General features: G+C 73.2%; 22 protein-coding genes. 10 read left to right on the plus strand and 12 right to left on the minus strand.

What is annotated here, in order from left to right:
* Window positions 1-20 precede the first annotated feature (20 nt).
* Window positions 21-458 carry a DUF6314 family protein gene (locus AB5J73_RS28850; protein ID WP_370961803.1) on the plus strand — a complete coding sequence of 146 codons (438 nt, stop codon included), beginning with the start codon at window positions 21-23 and terminating at the stop codon, window positions 456-458.
* 68 nt (window positions 459-526) lie between these two features.
* Here the strand turns inward: AB5J73_RS28850 and AB5J73_RS28855 are convergent, their stop codons facing one another.
* Together AB5J73_RS28855 and AB5J73_RS28860 are read right to left on the minus strand one after the other, a co-directional pair.
* Window positions 527-1,414: an SDR family oxidoreductase gene (locus AB5J73_RS28855; RefSeq protein ID WP_370961804.1), complete on the minus strand. Its 888-nt coding sequence runs from the start codon at window positions 1,412-1,414 to the stop codon at window positions 527-529.
* Window positions 1,415-1,425: 11 nt separating this feature from the next.
* Window positions 1,426-2,169, minus strand: a complete 744-nt coding sequence (locus AB5J73_RS28860; RefSeq protein ID WP_370961805.1) for an SDR family oxidoreductase — start codon at window positions 2,167-2,169, stop codon at window positions 1,426-1,428.
* Between the two features lie 224 nt (window positions 2,170-2,393).
* On the opposite strand from AB5J73_RS28860, the gene AB5J73_RS28865 reads away from it, so the two are divergent.
* The 3 genes from AB5J73_RS28865 to AB5J73_RS28875 all read left to right on the plus strand — a co-directional run bounded on the left by AB5J73_RS28865 (window position 2,394) and on the right by AB5J73_RS28875 (window position 4,237).
* Window positions 2,394-3,089: a hypothetical protein gene (locus AB5J73_RS28865; RefSeq protein WP_370961806.1), complete on the plus strand. Its 696-nt coding sequence runs from the start codon at window positions 2,394-2,396 to the stop codon at window positions 3,087-3,089.
* Window positions 3,090-3,091: 2 nt separating this feature from the next.
* On the plus strand, window positions 3,092-3,655 hold the full coding sequence (locus AB5J73_RS28870; RefSeq protein WP_370961807.1) for a hypothetical protein: 564 nt from the start codon (window positions 3,092-3,094) through the stop codon (window positions 3,653-3,655).
* Between the two features lie 72 nt (window positions 3,656-3,727).
* Window positions 3,728-4,237, plus strand: coding sequence for a DUF664 domain-containing protein (locus tag AB5J73_RS28875; protein ID WP_370961808.1), 510 nt, complete (start codon window positions 3,728-3,730; stop codon window positions 4,235-4,237).
* A 4-nt stretch (window positions 4,238-4,241) separates the two neighbouring features.
* On the opposite strand, the gene soxR is transcribed toward AB5J73_RS28875, so the two are convergent.
* On the minus strand, window positions 4,242-4,721 hold the full coding sequence (gene soxR / locus AB5J73_RS28880) for a redox-sensitive transcriptional activator SoxR (RefSeq protein ID WP_370961809.1): 480 nt from the start codon (window positions 4,719-4,721) through the stop codon (window positions 4,242-4,244).
* Window positions 4,722-4,811: 90 nt separating this feature from the next.
* Here soxR and AB5J73_RS28885 point away from each other — a divergent pair, with 90 nt between their 5' ends.
* Window positions 4,812-5,402 carry an NADPH-dependent FMN reductase gene (locus tag AB5J73_RS28885; RefSeq protein ID WP_370961810.1) on the plus strand — a complete coding sequence of 197 codons (591 nt, stop codon included), beginning with the start codon at window positions 4,812-4,814 and terminating at the stop codon, window positions 5,400-5,402.
* Between the two features lie 12 nt (window positions 5,403-5,414).
* Here AB5J73_RS28885 and AB5J73_RS28890 read toward each other — a convergent pair whose 3' ends face one another.
* The 3 genes from AB5J73_RS28890 to AB5J73_RS28900 form a co-directional block, all read right to left on the minus strand.
* Window positions 5,415-5,903 (minus strand): hypothetical protein, encoded by a 489-nt coding sequence (locus AB5J73_RS28890; RefSeq protein ID WP_370961811.1) that lies wholly within the window; start codon window positions 5,901-5,903, stop codon window positions 5,415-5,417.
* Window positions 5,900-7,243: an ATP-binding protein gene (locus tag AB5J73_RS28895; RefSeq protein WP_370973374.1), complete on the minus strand. Its 1,344-nt coding sequence runs from the start codon at window positions 7,241-7,243 to the stop codon at window positions 5,900-5,902. Before AB5J73_RS28895 ends, AB5J73_RS28890 begins: the two co-directional genes overlap by 4 nt.
* 62 nt (window positions 7,244-7,305) lie before the next feature.
* The gene (locus tag AB5J73_RS28900) at window positions 7,306-7,995 is read right to left on the minus strand and encodes a response regulator (RefSeq protein WP_370961812.1); all 690 of its coding nucleotides are present in this window, start codon (window positions 7,993-7,995) and stop codon (window positions 7,306-7,308) included.
* Between the two features lie 110 nt (window positions 7,996-8,105).
* On the opposite strand from AB5J73_RS28900, the gene AB5J73_RS28905 reads away from it, so the two are divergent.
* Window positions 8,106-9,020 (plus strand): phosphatase PAP2 family protein, encoded by a 915-nt coding sequence (locus AB5J73_RS28905; RefSeq protein ID WP_370961813.1) that lies wholly within the window; start codon window positions 8,106-8,108, stop codon window positions 9,018-9,020.
* Here the strand turns inward: AB5J73_RS28905 and AB5J73_RS28910 are convergent.
* Both AB5J73_RS28910 and AB5J73_RS28915 read right to left on the minus strand, forming a co-directional pair.
* On the minus strand, window positions 9,008-9,625 hold the full coding sequence (locus AB5J73_RS28910; protein WP_370961814.1) for a hypothetical protein: 618 nt from the start codon (window positions 9,623-9,625) through the stop codon (window positions 9,008-9,010). The genes AB5J73_RS28905 and AB5J73_RS28910 overlap by 13 nt on opposite strands.
* Complete coding sequence (locus tag AB5J73_RS28915; protein WP_370961815.1) at window positions 9,622-9,927, minus strand: PadR family transcriptional regulator; 306 nt, start codon at window positions 9,925-9,927, stop codon at window positions 9,622-9,624. The genes AB5J73_RS28910 and AB5J73_RS28915 overlap by 4 nt, the downstream gene beginning before the upstream one ends.
* Before the next feature lie 135 nt (window positions 9,928-10,062).
* Between AB5J73_RS28915 and AB5J73_RS28920 the strand changes: the two genes are divergently transcribed.
* Window positions 10,063-11,448, plus strand: a complete 1,386-nt coding sequence (locus AB5J73_RS28920) for an aspartate aminotransferase family protein (RefSeq protein WP_370961816.1) — start codon at window positions 10,063-10,065, stop codon at window positions 11,446-11,448.
* Here AB5J73_RS28920 and AB5J73_RS28925 read toward each other — a convergent pair.
* Window positions 11,445-13,079 carry a thiamine pyrophosphate-dependent enzyme gene (locus tag AB5J73_RS28925; protein ID WP_370961817.1) on the minus strand — a complete coding sequence of 545 codons (1,635 nt, stop codon included), beginning with the start codon at window positions 13,077-13,079 and terminating at the stop codon, window positions 11,445-11,447. The two genes, AB5J73_RS28920 and AB5J73_RS28925, sit on opposite strands and share 4 nt — an antisense overlap.
* Window positions 13,080-13,093: 14 nt before the next feature.
* On the opposite strand from AB5J73_RS28925, the gene AB5J73_RS28930 reads away from it, so the two are divergent.
* Together AB5J73_RS28930 and AB5J73_RS28935 are read left to right on the plus strand one after the other, a co-directional pair.
* Window positions 13,094-13,756, plus strand: coding sequence for a GntR family transcriptional regulator (locus tag AB5J73_RS28930; protein WP_370961818.1), 663 nt, complete (start codon window positions 13,094-13,096; stop codon window positions 13,754-13,756).
* On the plus strand, window positions 13,753-14,604 hold the full coding sequence (locus AB5J73_RS28935; RefSeq protein WP_370961819.1) for an alpha/beta fold hydrolase: 852 nt from the start codon (window positions 13,753-13,755) through the stop codon (window positions 14,602-14,604). The genes AB5J73_RS28930 and AB5J73_RS28935 overlap by 4 nt, the downstream gene beginning before the upstream one ends.
* Here AB5J73_RS28935 and AB5J73_RS28940 read toward each other — a convergent pair.
* The 3 genes from AB5J73_RS28940 to AB5J73_RS28950 all read right to left on the minus strand — a co-directional run bounded on the left by AB5J73_RS28940 (window position 14,578) and on the right by AB5J73_RS28950 (window position 16,592).
* Window positions 14,578-15,573 carry a pirin family protein gene (locus AB5J73_RS28940; RefSeq protein ID WP_370961820.1) on the minus strand — a complete coding sequence of 332 codons (996 nt, stop codon included), beginning with the start codon at window positions 15,571-15,573 and terminating at the stop codon, window positions 14,578-14,580. The two genes, AB5J73_RS28935 and AB5J73_RS28940, sit on opposite strands and share 27 nt — an antisense overlap.
* A 108-nt stretch (window positions 15,574-15,681) precedes the next feature.
* Window positions 15,682-15,972 (minus strand): hypothetical protein, encoded by a 291-nt coding sequence (locus AB5J73_RS28945; protein WP_370961821.1) that lies wholly within the window; start codon window positions 15,970-15,972, stop codon window positions 15,682-15,684.
* 185 nt (window positions 15,973-16,157) lie between these two features.
* Complete coding sequence (locus tag AB5J73_RS28950) at window positions 16,158-16,592, minus strand: single-stranded DNA-binding protein (RefSeq protein ID WP_370961822.1); 435 nt, start codon at window positions 16,590-16,592, stop codon at window positions 16,158-16,160.
* 125 nt (window positions 16,593-16,717) lie between these two features.
* Between AB5J73_RS28950 and AB5J73_RS28955 the strand changes: the two genes are divergently transcribed.
* On the plus strand, window positions 16,718-17,329 hold the full coding sequence (locus tag AB5J73_RS28955; protein WP_370961823.1) for a PhoU domain-containing protein: 612 nt from the start codon (window positions 16,718-16,720) through the stop codon (window positions 17,327-17,329).
* The last annotated feature ends 90 nt before the right edge of the window (window positions 17,330-17,419 follow it).

Here is a 17,419-nt window from a genome sequence, read left to right on the forward strand (position 1 = left end):
CCGGGTGGCAGACTGGGCGCGTGGAGTACTGGCCGGTTCCCGATCTCGTCGCGCATTTCGCCGGTGCGTGGCGGCTCGACCGCGAAATCCTCACCGCCGACGGCGAGGCGGTGGGGGAGGTGACCGGCACCGCGAGCTTCACCGAAGAAGACGGCGTCCTCGTCTACCGCGAAGCCGGCGAGATGCGGCTCGGCGGCTACACCGGCCCGGTCACGCGCACCCTGCACTACCGCCCCACCGCGCCCGGACGGGCCGACGTCCACTTCGACCACGGCGGCTTCTTCCACGAGCTCGACCTGCGCGCCGGTCACTGGGCCACCGACCACCCCTGCCGAGCCGACCTCTACCGCGGGAGCTACCAGGTGCTCGGCGCGCGGCGCTGGCGGCAGGAGTGGGCGGTCCGCGGCCCGGCGAAGGACCACCTGATCGTCACCCGGTTCACGCGGGTGCCGGGCTGAGCAGGTCGGCGAGGTCGATCCGCCGCAGGAACTCGCGCCGGCGAGGGATCACCTGATCGTGACCCGGTTCACGCGGGTGCCGGGCTGAGCAGGTCGGCGAGGTCGATCCGCCGCAGGAACTCGCGCCGGATCCGGTCGCCGACCTCGGCGACCAGCCAGCCGCCGTCGTCGGCCGGGTCGATGTGCACCCGGAACGGCCGCCGGCCCTTCGGCAGGTCCACCACGCGCGCCAGCTCCTCGGCCACCTTCGCGACGCCCGCGCCGGGCGGGGTGATCTCGGCGAGCTTCCGCCCGACGTGTTCGCTCAACCCGGCGTAGCGCTCCTCGTAGGCCGCTTCGACGGCTGCGTCGGCCGGGTGTCCCGCGTGCGGGAAGTGGTTGGTGCCCGCGGTGAAGGCGCCCGGCACCACGATGGTGGTGTCGATGCCGAACCGGGCCAGTTCCCCGGCGTAGCCGACCGCGAGGCTGTCCATCGCCGCCTTCGCCGCGAAGTACGGCGCGAGGTAGGGCGGGGTGCCGCCGCGGACGCTGCTGCTCGACACCCACACCAGCAGTCCGTCCCGCTGCGCGCGCAGGTGCGGCAGTGCCGCGCGGTTGACGCGCTGGGTGCCGATCGCGTTGGTGTCGTAGAGCTCGGCGAGCTGCTCCGGCGTGAACGCCTCGGCCGGGCCGAGCGCCATGTGCCCGGCGTTGTGCACGACGACGTCCAGCCGGCCGTGCGCGGCGACGATCCCGGCGACGGCCGCGTCGGCCGACGCCTGGCTCGCGACGTCGAGTTCGACGGTCCGCAGGTCGGCGCCGTGTTCGCCGGCGTACGCGGCGGCGGCTTCGACCTGGGGGGCGTTGCGGCCGAGGGTGTCGCGCATGCCCGCGTAGACGGTGTGCCCGGCGCGGGCCAGCGCCCGGGCGGAGAGGGCGCCGATCCCGCTGGAGGCGCCGGTGACGACGATGATCACGACTGTCCTCCTCAGACGATTCCGCCGTTGGCGCGCAGCACCTGGCCGTTGACCCAGCGGGCCGGCCCGGCGAGGAACGCGACGACCTCGGCGATGTCCTCCGGGCGGCCGAGCCGCTCCAGCGGGGGCTGCTTGGCCATCCGCGCGACCGTCTCCTCGTCCTTGCCGTCGAGGAACAGCGCGGTCGCGGTCGGGCCGGGGGCGACGGTGTTGACGGTGATGTCGCGGCCGCGCAGCTCGCGGGCGAGGATCATGGTGATCGCCTCGACCGCGCCCTTGGTGGCGTTGTAGACGCCGTAGCCGGGCAGGTTCAGGCCGAGCACGGACGTCGAGGTGGTGATCACGGCGCCGCCGTCGCGCACCCGCTTCGCGGCCTGCTGCGCGACCGCGAACGTGCCGCGGATGTTGGTGCGGTGCACCCGGTCGAGGACTTCGAAGTCGGTGTCCGCGATCGGCGTCGGCGCGTTCATCACCCCGGCCAGGTGCGCGACGACGTCCACGCCGCCGAAGGTGCGCTCCGCGGTGTCGAACAGCTCCGCGACCTGGGCGGGCTCGGCGACGTCGGCCCGGACGGCGATGGCCTGCCCGCCGCGTCCGGTGATGGCGCCGACGGCGGCCCGGGCTTCCTCCTCGTTGCCGGCGTAGTTGACGACGACGGCCATGCCGTCGGCGGCCAGCCGCTCGGCGACCCGGCGGCCGATGCCGCGCGAGCCGCCGGTGACGATCGCGACGCGGGGTTCGGTGGTGGTGCTCATCGGTGCCTGCTTCCTGCTCGGTAACACTGGTTCCCTCTTTCTGTTATCGACGATACCACTTCAGTGGGTAGCAGTGTTAGTGGAGAGGTGTTATCAGCGTTACATCGCGCATCCGGCGGCATCCGCGCGGCCGGTCGGCCGAATCGCGCCGCGCGATGGTTTCGGCGTCCGCGTTCCGGGCACACGAGAGCCATCGGGGGCGACATCCATGAAGGAGTTGTGTGATGCCCACCTGGCTGATCGTCGTGATCGTCGTCGTGGCCTTCGCGGTGCTCGGCGCCGTGATCTGGCTTGTGACGCAAGAGATGCAGCGAAAACGGCTGCAGCAGCGGTTCGGCCCGGAGTACGACCGCGCCGTGGAGGAGAGCGACAACCCGCGTGCCGCGCAGCGCGAACTCGCCGAGCGGGAACGCCGGCACAAGGAGCTCGACATCCGCCCGCTCTCGGCGTCGGCGCGGGAGCGCTACGCCCGGGAATGGGCGCAGGTGCAGGAAAAGTTCGTCGACCAGCCGTCCGCGGCGGTCACCGAGGCGGACCGGCTCCTCGTCGGCCTGATGGCCGAACGCGGCTACCCGACCGAGGGGTACGAGCAGCAGCTGTCCGACCTTTCCGTGCGCCACGCCAAGACCCTCGAGCACTACCGCGCCGCGCACACCACGCAGCAGAAGCGCGACGGAGCGTCCACTGAGGACCTGCGCGACGCGATGGTCCGCTACCGCACCGTGTTCGAGGACCTGCTGACCGACGGCGCCGACGAAGAGCACCGCGACCACGACCGCGACCGCGAGCACCACGACCGCCGGAACGGTCACCAGCACGACCACGACCGCGAGCACGACCGCGACGGCCGTCGCGACACCGAGCAGCACGAGCACCAGGCGTCCGCGCAGCCGCGGACCGAGTGGAACGGAGGACGCTGACCATGACCGAGCACCTGACGCGGCACAGCACCGACCAGGACGACGACTTCGGCCGCGACGACCTCGCGCGCGACGACTCGTCCCGTGACGACCTGTCCCGTGACGACCTGTCCCGTGACGACTTGTCCCGCGACGACACCGCCGAAGTCCCCGACCGGGAGCACACCGAGTTCCGCGAGCCGGGCACCGGCCAGGACCACAGCCTGAGCACCGCTGACCTCGCTTCGGCGTCGGCGGGCTCCGACACCGCCCGCCCGGCCGCCCAGAGCGCGCCCGCGGAATCGGGCGGCGACGTCGAGACGCCCCCGCTGATCGACGAGGAGAAGGTCACCGGCTTCCGCGACCGCTGGCAGAACGTCCAGACCGGCTTCGTCGACGACCCGAAGCAGGCCGTGCGCGAGGCCGACGAACTGGTCGCCGCCGTGATCAGCGCGCTGGCGACCACGTTCGCCGAGCACAAGAGCGACCTGGAAGGCCAGTGGCAGCAGGGCGAACCGGCCACCGAGGAGCTGCGGATCGCACTGCGGCGCTACCGCTCGTTCTTCGACCAGCTGCTGCCGCGCTAGCGGGAACCGTTTGCCGGCGGGCATGATCGGGTAGCACGCCGGCAAACGGCGTCAGCAACGGGAGGCAGTCGAATGAACGTGGCCGATCTGCTCGTCGACGGGTTCAGCCGGGTCCAGGGCAACGTGCACGCGGCGGTGGAAGGGCTCACCGCCGAGCAGCTCCTGGCCCGGCTGGACGACGAGGCCAACTCGATCGCCTGGCTGGTGTGGCACCTGACCCGGGTCCAGGACGACCACGTCGCGGACGTGGCGGGCACGGAGCAGGTGTGGATCGGCCAGGACTGGCTGTCGCGCTTCGGCCTCCCGTTCCCCGCGGGCGACACCGGCTACGGCCACCGCCCCGCGGACGTCGAGGCGGTCCGCGTCGACAAGCCGGACCTGCTCACCGGCTACTACGACGCCGTGCACGAGCAGACCGTCCGGTACGTGACCGGCCTCGACGCCGCGGCGCTCGACCGGGTCGTCGACGAGGCCTGGGACCCGCCGGTGACGCTCGGCGTGCGCCTGATCAGCGTCCTCGACGACGACATCCAGCACGCCGGCCAGGCGATGTTCCTGCGCGGCGTCCTGGAACGCCGGTGAAAGTTCAGTCTTCGTAGCCGTCCGCGCGATGATCGGCGAGGCGCTGCGGCCCCGGGCCGTCGGCGCCGAGCCGGTCGCCGGGGTTGGCCAGCCGGCACTTGGCCAGTGACATGCAGCCGCAGCCGATGCAGTCGGTCAGGTCGTCGCGCAGCTGTTCCATCTGGCGGATCCGCGCGTTCAGGTCTTCCCGCCAGCACTGCGAGATCCGCGCCCAGTCGGCACGCGTGGGCGTCCGGTCGTCGGGCAGCAGGGCCAGCACTTCCCGGATCGTGGACAGCGGCATGCCGACCCGCTGCGACATCCGGATGAACGTCACCCGCCGCAGGGCGTCCCGGCAGTACCGCCGCTGGTTCCCGGCGGTCCGGCGGCTGCGGATCAGGCCTTCGTCTTCGTAGAACCGCAAGGCCGACGCGGGGACCCCGCTGCGCCGGGAAAGTTCGCCGACCGTCAAGTCCGGCAGCGTCGCGTTCACCATGCCGGTCATGCAACCACAGCTCCGCGCTTGACTTCAAGCGAGCTTGAAGTCCCATCCTGGCCCGGACGGCGAAAACGCCGCAGTGGCAAGGAGGAAAGCGTGTCCGAAGCACCCGTGCGGGTCGCGGTGATCGTGGGAAGTGTCCGAGAGGGACGGTTCGGCCCGGTGGTGGCCACCTGGCTGGCCGGCGTCGCGGCGGAGACCGGCGGCTTCGCGGTCGACGTCGTCGACCTCGCCGAACCGGACCTGCCGCTGGCGATGCCCGCGTTCGGGTCGGCGCCGGCGCCGGCGGTGCAGGCGGAGATCGGGAAGGTGACCCCGCGGCTCGAGGCCGCGGACGCGTTCGTCGTCGTGACCCCGGAGTACAACCACAGCTACCCGGCCTCGCTCAAGAACGCGATCGACTGGCACCGCGACGAGTGGCGGGCGAAGCCGGTCGCGTTCGTGTCCTACGGCGGGATCTCGGGCGGGCTGCGCGCGGTCGAGCACCTGCGGGCGGTCTTCGCCGAGCTCCACTCGGTGACGATCCGCGAGACGGTCAGCTTCCACGGCGCCCACACCCGCTTCGGCCCGGACGGCGTGCCGACCGACGAAGCGGCGGGGGTCGCGGCGAAGGCGATGCTCGACCAGCTCGGGTGGTGGGCCCGTTCGCTGACGGAAGCGAGGGCCGCCCGGCCCTACCCCGGCTGAGCGCCGGTTCGGTCAGAACGCCTGGCAGGTCTGCGCCGGCAGCTTCGTGTCGGTCCCGGCGATCGAGACGGAGTTCTCGATGACGTACCGGCTCTGGGCGGCCAGCGCCGCGAACGTCGTGCAGACCACCTGGTTGATCGCGGTCGGGTTGAGCTGCTGGACCGGGAACGGCAGCGTGATCGTCGGCGGGGGATCGGGGGACAGGGAGATCTCCCCGCCGGCCGCCGGCAGCATCGTCGTGTAGCCGTCGGCCGCTTCGGCGTAGGACGGCCCGCTCAGCAGCAGTGACAGCGTCGTGTTGACGCCCACCGAGCTGGTGATCGGGCGCGACACCGGGGTGAGCCGGCCGTCGAGGACGAAGTAGAGGATCACCTCGGCGCCGCGCGCGCTGCCCTCCGGGTTCCGCAGGGTCGGCGCCGGCCCGGCGCCGACGACCGGCGTCGGCTTCACCCCGCACGCGCTCACCAGCAGCAGGACCGCGAGGACGAGGAGCTTCTTCACCACGCCTCCCGGGGCAGCCGCAGTTCGAACCGGGCGCCGGAACCGGTGTTGGCCGCGGTGATGTCACCGCCGTGCAGCCGCGCGTTTTCGCGGGCGATGGACAGCCCGAGCCCGCTGCCTTCGGACCGCGCGCGGGCCGTGTCGGCCTTGGTGAACCGGTCGAACACGGCGGGCAGGACCTCCGCCGGGATCCCCGGTCCGTGGTCGGTGACGGTCAGCACGACGTCGCCGCGCTCGGCCCGCAGGACCACTTCCACCGGCGGCGCGCCGTGCCGCATCGCGTTGCCGACCAGGTTCGCCACGACGATGTCGAGCCGCCGCCGGTCGAGCGAGGCCATGATGCCGACCGGGAGCTCGGCGACCAGGTCCTCGCCGGTTTCCCAGCCGCGCGCGGCGAGGCTGTCGGCGACCGCCGAGGCGACGTCCAGCTGTTCGCGCCGCAGCTCCGCGCGCCCGGCGTCGAACCGCGAGATCTCGATCAGGTCCTGCACCAGCCGCGTCAGCCGCTTGGTCTCCGCCGACACCAGCCGCGCCGCGACCGCGGTGTCCGCCGGCAGGTCGGCGGCGTCCTCGTCGAGGACGTCGGTGACCGCGTTCATCGCAGCCAGCGGCGTGCGCAGCTCGTGCGAGACGTCGGCGACGAACCGCCGCGCGTCCGCTTCCATCGCCTGCAGCGTGCCGACCGTGCGCTGGAGCTCCGCGGCGGTGTTGTTGAACGTCGCGACCAGCTGGGCCAGCTCGTCGGACCCGGTGGCGCGCAGCCGCACGTCCAGCCGTCCCCGGCCGAGCTGGCTGGCCGCGGTGTTCAGCGCGCGCACCGGCCGCAGCACCTGGCGCGCCGCCAGCAGGGCCACCGCGACCGCGAACGGCAGCGCGAGCGCGGAGTAGAGCCAGGCCTTGCGCGCCAGGTCGTCGATCGCCTCCTGCTGCTGGGTCAGCGAGACGGTCGCGTACACCTCCAGCCCGCTCGGTTCGCCGCCGTTGCGGCCGGTCTGCACGGGGACTCCGACGAAGAACATCGGGAAACCCTGCATGTCGACCCGCTGGAACTGGATGTTCGTGCTGTGCGCCACCGCCTGGCGCAGCTCGGCGGGCACGCTGTCGTAGTCGATGCCCGAAGTCGCGCTCATGCCGTGGTAGACGACGAGCGCGCCGCTGGACTTCAGCGCCGTCGCGAAGGCGTCGAGCGTGCCCTGCGTTGGCGGCAGGGAGACGGTCGGCAGGTACGCGGTGATCTGGTCGCGCAGCTTCAGCATCGTCTGGTCCTGGATGCCGCCGAGGATGGCGGTGCGCGCGGAGACGTAGCTCGCCCCCGCCGCGGCGGTCGCGCCCAGGATCATGATCACCGCGAACGCGGCGACCAGCCGGACCCGCAGCCCGGTGAGCCACGCGCGGACGCGGCTCACGACCGGCCGAACCGGTAGCCGAACCCCCGGACGGTCTGCACGTACTCCGGCTTCGCCGGCACGTCCTCGATCTTGGCGCGCAGCCGCTGCACGCACGCGTCGACGAGCCGGGAGTCCCCGAGGTAGTCGTGGTCCCACACCGCGGAGAGGATCTGCTGGCGGCTGTAGACCTGCCCGGGCGTGCGCGAGAGTTCCAGCAGCAGCTTCAGCTCGGTCGGGGTCAGCGACACCGCCGCGCCGCGCTTGGTCACCTCGAGCGCGGCCCGGTCGATCACGAGGTCGCCGTGGCGCTCGTCCGGCTGCGGCGGCTCGCCCGGCCGCTCGCTGACCGCCCGCCGCAGCACCGCCCGGATCCGCGCGTCCAGGACGCGCGGCTCGACCGGCTTGGCCACGTAGTCGTCCGCGCCCGCTTCGAGCCCGGCCACGATGTCGAAGTCGTCGGTGCGCGCGGTGAGCATGATGATCGGGACCGGGCCGGACGCCCGCATCCGGCGGCACGTTTCGAAGCCGTCCATGCCCGGCAGCATCAGGTCGAGCACGACGATGTCGGGCCGGTGGTGCACGAGCACCTCGATCCCGAGCTCGCCCGATTCCGCGGTGCGCACCACGTGTCCCTGCCGGCGCAGGGCCAGTTGCAGTCCTTCCCGCACCGCCGCGTCGTCTTCCACCACCAGTACCTCGGCCACGGCGCCATTATTCGGAAAACCGCACGTCGTGGCGACCCGGGCCGATCTTGTAGCAAAACCATGACATCACGCTGACGGGATCCCGAAACAGCGGATCCAGACTCGGGGACATGGCAGTGATCAGCTCCGAGGTACGCCCTGTGACCCCGCCGCCCGGACGCCACGCGCTCGTGACGCGGGCCGCGTCCCGAACCACCGTGCTCGCGGCGAGCGCGGCCGGGTTCGCCCTCGCCTTCGTCGCGGCCTACCTCCTCTTCGTCCGCACCGAGACCGGCCGCGGCGTCGAGAACGGCGTCGTCCGCAGCGCCCAGTCCGCCGCGCACGTGGTGGAGTGGGCCGAGCCGCTGCGGCAGTCCGACCAGGTGGTGGTGCTCGGCGGCATCGCGCTGCTGGTCGTGGTGATCGCCCTGCTGCGCCGGCGGCTCGCGCTGGGCGTGACGGCCCTCGCGCTGCTGGCGGCGCCGCTGGTGGTGGCGCAGCTGCTCAAGCTGTACGTCCTGGACCGCCCGAGCACCGGCGACCGCTTCGGCGTCGCGAGCCACAACAGCTTCCCGAGCGGGCACGTCAGCGCGGCGATGGCCATGCTCGTGGCCCTCGCGATCGTCCTGCCCCGCCGCTTCCGCCTGCCGGCCCTGGTCACCGGCGGGATCGTCGTCGCCTGGGTCTCGGCCGCGGCCGTGGCACTGGGCTGGCACCGGTTGAGCGACACCGTCGGCGGCTGCCTCCTGGTCGCCGCGGTCACCTGCGCCGGGGCGGCGGTGGTGTCCGCCCGCCGCCCCGACGGTGACCGGGTCCCGCTGGTGCCGGCGCTGTCGGGCCTGTTCGCCCCGCTGGCCCTGGTGCTGGCCGGGTACGCGGTGCTGGGGACGGCGACGTCCGGCGCGGCCCAGTTCGTCGCCGCGATGGTGCTGGCCGCGCTGTCGGCGATGGCGGTGGTGCTGCTGCTGACGGGCCCGCTGCGCCGGGTGACGTTCGACCCGGCCGAGGGCCGCGTCCGCCGGCTCCGGGGTCGTCAGGCGTCGTAGCAGGCCCTGAGTCGTTCCGCGAGGTCGGCGGCGTCGCGGTTGTTTCGCCGACGAGCTGCTTCGTCGCTGAGCGGGCGCATGCGGTCGGCAGGCTCGAAGACGTAGGCGCCGGTGAAGCGGCCGCTGGAGACCCGGGTGGTGAGCAGCCTCCCGGCCAGGGGAGTGATCCTGGTGGGAACGTCCAACCACTCGATGGGGCCGGAGCCGAAGACGGCGGCTCCCATGGTGACTTCGGCGGCGTGGGCGAGGAAGCTCGCCCGGCGTGCTGCTTCGGGGGAAAGCTGGTCGGACGTGGCCGCTTCGGCGCTCTCCGGTGAATCGGGCCCGGCGGAGGTGGGCCGGGCTCGGGAACGCAGCTCGCTGATGCGGGCCGGCACCCCGTCGAACAGGACGGTGGCGCACTGCCCGAACACCCAGGTCAGCCGCTCCCGCAAGGGAACGACCTCCAGTTCGGCAGGGAGTTCCCGCCGGCGAGGGTGGTCCGGCGGGTACACCAGCACGATGAGGTTCACGACGAACTTGGGGAAGAAGCCGAAGAGCACCGCGACGGTCAGCGTCGCGCCGACGCCCCACTCCGTGACGAGAGCGAGCAAGTCCTTGGTCACGCGTACCCCAGGTTCATCCCGCGGAACCGCTGGTCCTGATCGGCTCTGGTCAACAGGGCGCCCAGTTCGGCCTTCCCCCGCTCGGTGAGGGTGTAGTAGCGGCGAGGCGGTCGGCCGTCGGCCTCCTGCTGGTCCTCCCAGCCGTCCTCGAGCCAGCCTTCGGCCAGCATCGTGCTGAGCCGGGGGTACATGGCGCCGGACTGGACGCCGGAAGCCTTCGACAGCTGGTAGCCCCAATGCCGGTCTTCGGGTGCTGCCATCAGGGCAGCGGCGAGCTGCACCAAGGCGTAGGTCGTCCGCATGGGGCAAGTTTGACCTATGTCGCGGAAGAAGTGCCCGACGCTCGGACGCCCCGGCGTGTCGCCCGGGATTCGAGCGGGCCAGTTTCGGGGGATTGGCCCGCGACAGCCCGTGGAGGTGCGGCTTAGCGTCGGGGAATGCACCCGAGGCTTGCCGAAGACCTGGACTCGCTGCCCGACCTGCTCGACGCCGCGAGCAAGCTCGCCGCCGGTGCGCTGGCCGGGGTCGGGGAGCGGGCCGCCGCCGTGCCGCCCGGGGGTGCGGTGCCGGCGCCGCTGCCGGTGGGCGGGGTGGGGGCGCGGGGTGCGCTGGACGAGTTTTCGCGGCGGTGGGAACCCGGGTTCGCGGCCAGTGCGGGGCCCCGGTACCTCGGCTTCGTCACCGGGGGTGTGACGCCCGCCGCGCTCGCCGGGGACTGGCTCACCTCGGCGCACGATCAGAATTCCGCCAGCGGGATGGACTCTTCGGCGCAGGACCTCGAGCGCGAGACGGTCGGCTGGCTGGCCGAGCTCTTCGGGCTGGGGGCGGAGTTCTCCGGGGCGTTCGTCACCGGGGCCACCATGTCGACGGTGACCGGGCTGGCCATCGCCCGTGAGTGGCTGGGCGAGCGGGCCGGGGTGACGGTTTCCGAAGACGGTGCCGTCGCGCTCGGGCCGGTGACCGTGCTGTCGGGGACGCCGCATTCGAGCGTGCCGAAGGCCTTGTCGTTCCTCGGGATGGGGCGCTCGGCGCTGCGGAAGGTGCCGGTGCTCCCCGGGCGTGAAGCCGTCGACGTCGGGAAGCTCGCCGAGGTGCTCGAGTCGCTCGACGGGCCGGCCGTCGTCGTCGCCAACGCCGGGACCGTCAACACCGTCGACTTCGACGACCTGCGCGCGATCGCCGCCCTCAAGCGGCGCCACGACTTCTGGCTGCACGTCGACGCCGCGTTCGGCGGGTTCGCCGCGCTGGCGCCGGACCACGCGGCGCTGACCGCGGGCCTCGAGCAGGCCGACTCGGTCGTCGTCGACCTGCACAAGTGGCTCAACGTGCCCTACGACTCGGCCGTGCAGTTCACCCGGCGCCGCGATCTGCAGCTGCGAGTGTTCGGCAACAACGCCGCCTACCTCGGCGAAATCGGCGAGACGCCGGACTTCCTGCACCTGACGCCGGAGAATTCGCGGCGGCTGCGCGCGCTCCCGGCGTGGTTCTCGCTCACGGCCTACGGCCGCGACGGGCACCGCGAGATCGTCGAGCGCTGCGTTTCGCTGGCGCGCGACCTCGGCGCCCGGATCGACGGCTCGCCGCACTGGCGGCTGCTCGCGCCGGTGCGGCTCAACGTCGTCTGCTTCGCCCCGGCCGGGGACGGCACCCAGGACCGCGTCGACGCCCTCGTCCGCGCCATCGCCGAGGACGGGACCACCTTCCTCACCCCGACCGGCTACGCCGGCCGCCCGGCCCTGCGCGCGGCGTTCAGCAACTGGCGGACCACCCCGGCCGACGTCGAGCGGGTCTTCGCCGCGCTGGAACGCGTGGCCGCCGGCTAGCTGCGCTCCGACTTCGGCATCAGGTACTTCCACGGCGAGGCGCCGGTGCCCAGCTCGCACGGCACGTGCACCAGCGCCGGGCGGCCTGACGCGAACGCCTTGTCCAGTGCGGCGCGCAGGTCGTCCGGGGTGCGCGCGGTCAGGCCGAGCGCGCCGAACGTCTCGGCGAGCCGGGCGAAGTCCGGGTTCCGCAGCCGCCCGCCCAGTGCCCGGCCCTCGAACAGGCGCTCCTGGTCGAGGTGGACGTTGCCGTAGAAGCCGTTGTCGAACACCACCGCGACCACGTTGAGTCCGTATTGGACGGCGGTGGCGAGCTCCTGCGCCGCGAACATGAACCCGCCGTCGCCGGCCACCGAGACGACCGGGTGGCCGGGGAAAGCGGCCTGCACGCCCAGCGCCGTCGGGTAGCCGAAGCCGAGCGTGCCCTGGTGGCCGCAGGTGATGAAGGTGCGCGGGGCGTAGACCTCGAACCCGAAGTAGGACGCGAAGCCGACCTGGCAGATTTCTTCGACGAAGAAGCCGTCGCGGGGCAGCACGTCGCGGATCGCCCGCAGGTACTCCAGTTCCGGGCCGACGTCGGTGAAGCGCTGCGCCACCGTGGCTTTCAGCGCGGTGAACTCCGCCGTCCGGTCCGTCCGCTGTGGACCGGCGGCTTCGGTGAGCGCGGCCGTGGCGTCGGCCGCGTCGGCGACGATCGCGACGTCCGCTTCGAGCCGGGTCGCCTGCCGCGGGTCGATGTCGAGCAGGATCGTCTTCAGGCCCGCCGGTTTGTCCGGCCAGCGGAACCACGACAGCTCCAGCCGCGACCCGATGCCGATCACGACGTCCGTCTCGGCCCACCGCTCGAAACCGGTGCCGCAGGTGAACCCGAGCGGGTGGTCGTCGCCCACGACGCCGCGCCCGCCGCGGAACGGGACCACCGGCGCCTGCAGCCGCTCGGCCAGCGCCCGGACCTCGGCGGCCGCGTGCCGGGCGCCGCCGCCCACCATGATCATCGGGTGCTTCGCGCCGGCCAGCAGCTCCGCGGCCTGCGCCACCGCGACCGGGTCGACGGCCGGGCGGGGGAGCGGCAGCGGTGCGGTGGCTTCCGCCGGGGCGCGCATCCCCAGCACGTCCCACGGCACCGCCAGCGAAACCGGCCGCGGCCGCCCGCCCGCCGCTTCCCGGAACGCGGTCGCCAGCGCGTCCGGGATCCCGGCCGGGTGCTCGACCAGCGCCGACCACTTCGTCATCGTGCGCAGGGTCGCCAGCTGGTCGGGCATCTCGTGCAGGTGGCCGAGCCCGCGGCCGAGGTACGCGCGCGGGATTTCGCTCGTCAGGCACAGCACCGGCGCGCTCGCCCCGTGCGCCGAGAGCAGCGCGGCCGACGCGTTGAGGACGCCCGGACCCGGCACCACGGTGCAGACGCCCGTCCGGCCGGTCGCCTGGGCGTACCCGAAGGCCATGTAGGCCACCGTCTGCTCGTGCCGGGCGCCGATCACCCGGATCTCGCCCTGCGCGCGGGCGAGGCTGTCGAACAGCTCGTAGGTCTGCACGCCGGGCAGCCCGAAGACGGTGTCCACGCCGTGGGCCCGCAGCCCGTCGACGATCAGGTCGGCCGCGGTCGGGGAGGGGGACGCAGGGGAGACCATATATTGTTTCCTACATGATCAGCGCGTCCTCGGGAAGACCGGTCACGAAGTCCCAGCTGGCCTACGAGACGATCAAAGCCCGGATCCTGGACGGGAGCTACGGCCCGGGGTACCGGCTCGTGCTGGACCAGATCGGCCGGGAACTCGACGTCAGCGCCGTGCCCGTCCGCGAGGCCCTGCGCCGGCTCGAGGCCGAGGAACTGATCCAGTTCGAGCGGAACGTCGGCGCCCGGGTGACCGCCATCGACCCCGTCGCCTACCGGCACGCGATGCAGACGGTCGCGATCGTCGAGGGCGCCGCCACCGGCCTCGCCGCGCCGCTGCTCACCCCGGACGCGCTGGCGCGGGCCCGCGCGCTCAACGACCGGATGCGCCGCAGCCTCGCCGAGTTCGACCCGCTGGCGTTCACCGCGCTGAACGCCGAGTTCCACGAGGTGCTGTTCGGCGCCTGCCCCAACCCGAACCTGGTCGACCTGGTGCAGCGCTGCTGGACCCGGCTCGCCGCCGTCCGCGACAGCACGTTCGCGTCCGTGCCCGGGCGGGCGCCGAAGTCCGTCGAGGAGCACGATCGGCTGCTGGAGCTGATCGAAAGCGGGGCCGGTCCGGACGAGGTCGAGCGGTTCGCCCGCGAGCACCGGCTGGCGACGCTGGAGGCCTACCTGGCCCGGACCCGGTGAACGCCGGCGGTTTCTCCGCGCCGGACGGGACCGGACTCGTCGTCCGCGTTTCCGGCTCCGGTGCCGAGCCGCCGGTGGTGTGCTTGCCCGGCGGGCCGATGCGGGCCGGGGCCTACCTCGGGGACCTGGGTGGGCTGAGCGCGTACCGGCGCACCGCCGTGCTGGATCCGCGGGGCACCGGCGACTCCGCGGAGCCCGTGGACCCGGGCACTTACCGGTGCGACCGGCAGGTCGAGGACGTCGAGGCGCTGCGCAAGCACCTCGGCCTCGACCGGTTCGACCTGCTCGGGCACTCGGCCGGGGCGAGCCTGGCCGTGCGGTACGCCGAGCGGTACCCGGAGCACCTGCACCGGCTCGCGCTGATCACGCCGAGCCCGCGGGCCGTCGGCTTGGAGCTGCCGGTCGCCGAACGCCGGCGGATCATGGCGCGGCGGGCCGGCGCCCCGTGGTTCGAGGCCGCGGCCGCCGCCTACGAGTCCATCGCCGCCCGGACCGCCACCCGCGCCGACTGGGCCGCCGTGGCGCCGATGTACTACGGCCGCTGGGACGCCGCGGCCCGGCGGCACCAGGCCGCCGAGCCCGGCCAGCGCAACGGTGAGGCCGCGCGGCGGTACAACGCCGCCGGTGCTTTCGAGCCTGCGGTGACCCGCGCCGCGCTCGGCGCCGTCACCGCCGAGGTGCTCGTGCTGGCCGGCGAACTGGACTGGATCGCCAGCCCGGCCGTCGCCGCCGAATTCGCCGCGCTCTTCCCGCGTGGCCGGGCCGTGGTGGTGCCCGGTGCCGCGCACTACCCGTGGCTGGACGACGCGGCCGCGTTCGCCTCAGCCGTGGGCGGTTTCCTGGCCTGACCCCGGGTTGCGGCGCGGCTTGATGCGGACCGCGGGCAGCGCGGGCGCGGGCAGCCGCTCGCCCGGGTAGCCCGTGACGCTGCCGAACTGGTCGGATCCGGCTTCCCAGGCCTCGCGGAAGGCCGCGATCTCCTCGTGGGTGCGGCCGACGAAGTTCCACCACATGAGGATTTCTTCCTCGAACGGGGTGCCGCCGAGCAGGAGGAACCGGGCCGGGGCGGTCCCGCGGTTGCTCAGCGTCAAGGTGCGGACGCCGGTGCCCACGTAGCCCAGTTCGGCCGCGCGGACGCGGGTGCCGGCCACCTCGACGTCGCCGGTGTCGACGAGGACGCCGTGCTCGAAGCGGGGGTCGACGCCGAGGGACATGTGGGCGTCCGGGCCCAGGACGATCTCCGCGCCCAGCAGCGGGGTGAACGTCGGGATCGGCGACGTGCGCCCGGCCAGCGAACCGAGGAACACCCGGATCTCGGCGCCTTCGATCCGGTTCACCGACGGCACGTAGTGGTCGAAGGCGCGGGCGGTGTTCCGGTGGCGCTCGGGCAGCGCCACCCAGAGCTGGACGCCGTGCAGGGTCTTCGTGGCCGCGGTCGAGACCTCCGAGTGGCAGATGCCGTGGCCGCCGGTCATCAGGTTGAGCTCGCCGGGGCGGACCATCGCGTGCGTGCCGAGGCTGTCGCGGTGCTCGATTTCGCCGGCGAAGAGCCAGCTCACGGTCTGCAGGCCGGTGTGCGGGTGCGGGGCGACGTCCATCGAGGCGACTTCGTCGGGGCCGTAGTGATCGGCGAAGCACCAGGCGCCGATGAGGGAGCGGGAGCGCTGGGGGAGGGTTCGCCGGACACGCATGGCGCGGGGGCCGCCGAGGGGGACTTCGCGCGGGGTGAGGATCTCGACGGCGGGACGGTCGGGATCGGTGACCGTCGGGCGGTCGGCGCAGGCGAGCTCGGCCGGGGTGGCCTCGGTGTTGCTCATGTCCGCCACGGTAGCCGGGATCTGGGTGGTGGGGCCTGGTGGCCGGGTGGTGGCGGCGTGGGCCGTCGCTTTGCTTTCTGGAGTTGTCAAACAGCGGCCCGTTCGCCGTCAGGCGGCTGGGCGGTGCTTCTCGGCCAGGACCGCTTGGCCGGCCGTCGTCAGGAGGGCCGGGACCAGCTCGCCGGGGCGGCCCGGGCGGGCGGGGCGGACCAGGCCCTGGTGGGCCAGTGCGTGGGCGGAAAACTGGTCGCCGCACGAGAGGCCGTCGATGAAGAGGTCCGGTTCGCTGCTGCACGACACCAGGCCCCGGCCCGCCGCCACCGCTCGCAGCATCGCGCGCATCCGGTGGTTGAGCTCGGGGCGTGCTTCCGGTGATCCGGTGTTCTCGTTCCCGCTCATCTCGGTCCCTCCCGCTCGTCGTCCGGCCTCGTCCTACCCGTGCGTCGAACCGGCTGAGCGGATTTCGACAGCACACCCGGGTTCGGTCCGGCCTGAGCGCTCCCTCATCGTCACCGCCGCTGATCCAGTACGGCTCGAAACCCCGTCGACGGACGTTCGGATGCCGGGCGCGAACGGATAGGAGGTCAGAACGGCGGACCCTCCGCACCCACCGGTTCCGGGGTCCAGGTGCTGCTGCCTTCGGTGCCGGCCGGGCGGCTGAGCTTGGTGACCTTGGCCGTCGCGTAGCGCAGGGACGGGCCGAGCTCGTCGACGTCCAGCTCCGTCACCGTCCGCTTCTCGCCCTCCGGTGTGTCGTACGACCGCTGTCTCAGGCGGCCGTGCGCGATCACGCGCGATCCGCGCAGGAGGGACTCCGCCGCGTTTTCCGCGAACTGCCGCCACACGCTGCAGCGCAGGAACATCGGGTCGCCGTCGCGCCATTCGCCGGATTCGCGGTCGAGCTGCCTCGGGGTGGACGCGATCGTGAAGTTCGCGACCGCCGCGCCGGCCGGGGTGAACCGCAGTTCCGGGTCCGCCGTCAGGTTGCCGACCACCGTGACCATCGTTTCGCCCGCCATCGGGCTCTCCTTCCGCTCCGGGTGCGGGGTGCACCGCTCTCGCCGTCGAGGAGAGCACGGGGGTCCGACAATTCCGGGCCGGGCGACGAGGTGCCGGAACCCGGCCGGGCTGGTTTCCTGCCGCCATGCCGACGGCGTTTCAGAAGGAACTGGTCACGCTCGCCCACCGGCTGGCGGACCTGTGCGCGCTCGTCGCGATCGCGCTCGAAGAGGCCACGCGCGCGGTCCTCGAAAGTGACCACACGCTGGGCGGACGTGCCCGCGAACAGGCCGCGGCGGTGGCCGCGCTCGGAGCCGCGTGCGAGGACCAGGCGGGGGCGCTGCTGGCGCTGCACGCCCCGCGGGAGGAGGAGGTGAAGGCGGTGCTCGCCGCCGTCCACGTCGCCGCCGAAGTCACTCGGATGGGTGGACTTGCGCGGGAGGTCGCGGACGCGCGGGGAATCGTGCCGGCGCCGGTGAGGCCCGTGGTGGCCCGGTTGGGGGCGCACGCCGCCGAGGCCGCTCGTGCGCTGCGGGAGCTGCTCTGCGGTGGGGGCGGCGGCGGGCTCGGTGACGCTGTCGCGCTCGCCGGGGTGGCCGAGCGGGAGTTGCGGGAGCGGGCCGGTGGGCCCGAGTGGCCGTACGGGGGGCGGGCCGCGGTCGATGTGGTGTTGCTCGCGGCTTTGCACGCGCGGTTCGCGGCGATGGCGGCTCGGGTTGCGCGGCGGGCTGCCGGGTTCGCGCCGGTTGGGGCTTAGTGGCGAGTTCGCCTCGGTGACGGGTGTTCGGGTCCGCCGCGCTGTGGGAGCTGGCTCGGCTGCGGGCGGCCTGCCGGTGCGAAGGGATCC

Source organism: Amycolatopsis sp. cg9 (assembly GCF_041346945.1).
Classification (GTDB): domain Bacteria; phylum Actinomycetota; class Actinomycetes; order Mycobacteriales; family Pseudonocardiaceae; genus Amycolatopsis.

Coding starts and splice junctions, on each gene's coding strand:
- AB5J73_RS28860 (WP_370961805.1), bottom strand. CDS start 2,169: ATGAGCACCACCACCGAACCCCGCGTCGCGATCGTCACCGGCGGCTCG.
- AB5J73_RS28865 (WP_370961806.1), top strand. CDS start 2,394: ATGCCCACCTGGCTGATCGTCGTGATCGTCGTCGTGGCCTTCGCGGTG.
- AB5J73_RS28870 (WP_370961807.1), top strand. CDS start 3,092: ATGACCGAGCACCTGACGCGGCACAGCACCGACCAGGACGACGACTTC.
- AB5J73_RS28875 (WP_370961808.1), top strand. CDS start 3,728: ATGAACGTGGCCGATCTGCTCGTCGACGGGTTCAGCCGGGTCCAGGGC.
- soxR (WP_370961809.1), bottom strand. CDS start 4,721: ATGACCGGCATGGTGAACGCGACGCTGCCGGACTTGACGGTCGGCGAA.
- AB5J73_RS28895 (WP_370973374.1), bottom strand. CDS start 7,243: ATGATCCTGGGCGCGACCGCCGCGGCGGGGGCGAGCTACGTCTCCGCG.
- AB5J73_RS28905 (WP_370961813.1), top strand. CDS start 8,106: ATGGCAGTGATCAGCTCCGAGGTACGCCCTGTGACCCCGCCGCCCGGA.
- AB5J73_RS28915 (WP_370961815.1), bottom strand. CDS start 9,927: ATGCGGACGACCTACGCCTTGGTGCAGCTCGCCGCTGCCCTGATGGCA.
- AB5J73_RS28920 (WP_370961816.1), top strand. CDS start 10,063: ATGCACCCGAGGCTTGCCGAAGACCTGGACTCGCTGCCCGACCTGCTC.
- AB5J73_RS28925 (WP_370961817.1), bottom strand. CDS start 13,079: ATGGTCTCCCCTGCGTCCCCCTCCCCGACCGCGGCCGACCTGATCGTC.
- AB5J73_RS28930 (WP_370961818.1), top strand. CDS start 13,094: ATGATCAGCGCGTCCTCGGGAAGACCGGTCACGAAGTCCCAGCTGGCC.
- AB5J73_RS28940 (WP_370961820.1), bottom strand. CDS start 15,573: ATGAGCAACACCGAGGCCACCCCGGCCGAGCTCGCCTGCGCCGACCGC.
- AB5J73_RS28945 (WP_370961821.1), bottom strand. CDS start 15,972: ATGAGCGGGAACGAGAACACCGGATCACCGGAAGCACGCCCCGAGCTC.
- AB5J73_RS28950 (WP_370961822.1), bottom strand. CDS start 16,592: ATGGCGGGCGAAACGATGGTCACGGTGGTCGGCAACCTGACGGCGGAC.
- AB5J73_RS28955 (WP_370961823.1), top strand. CDS start 16,718: ATGCCGACGGCGTTTCAGAAGGAACTGGTCACGCTCGCCCACCGGCTG.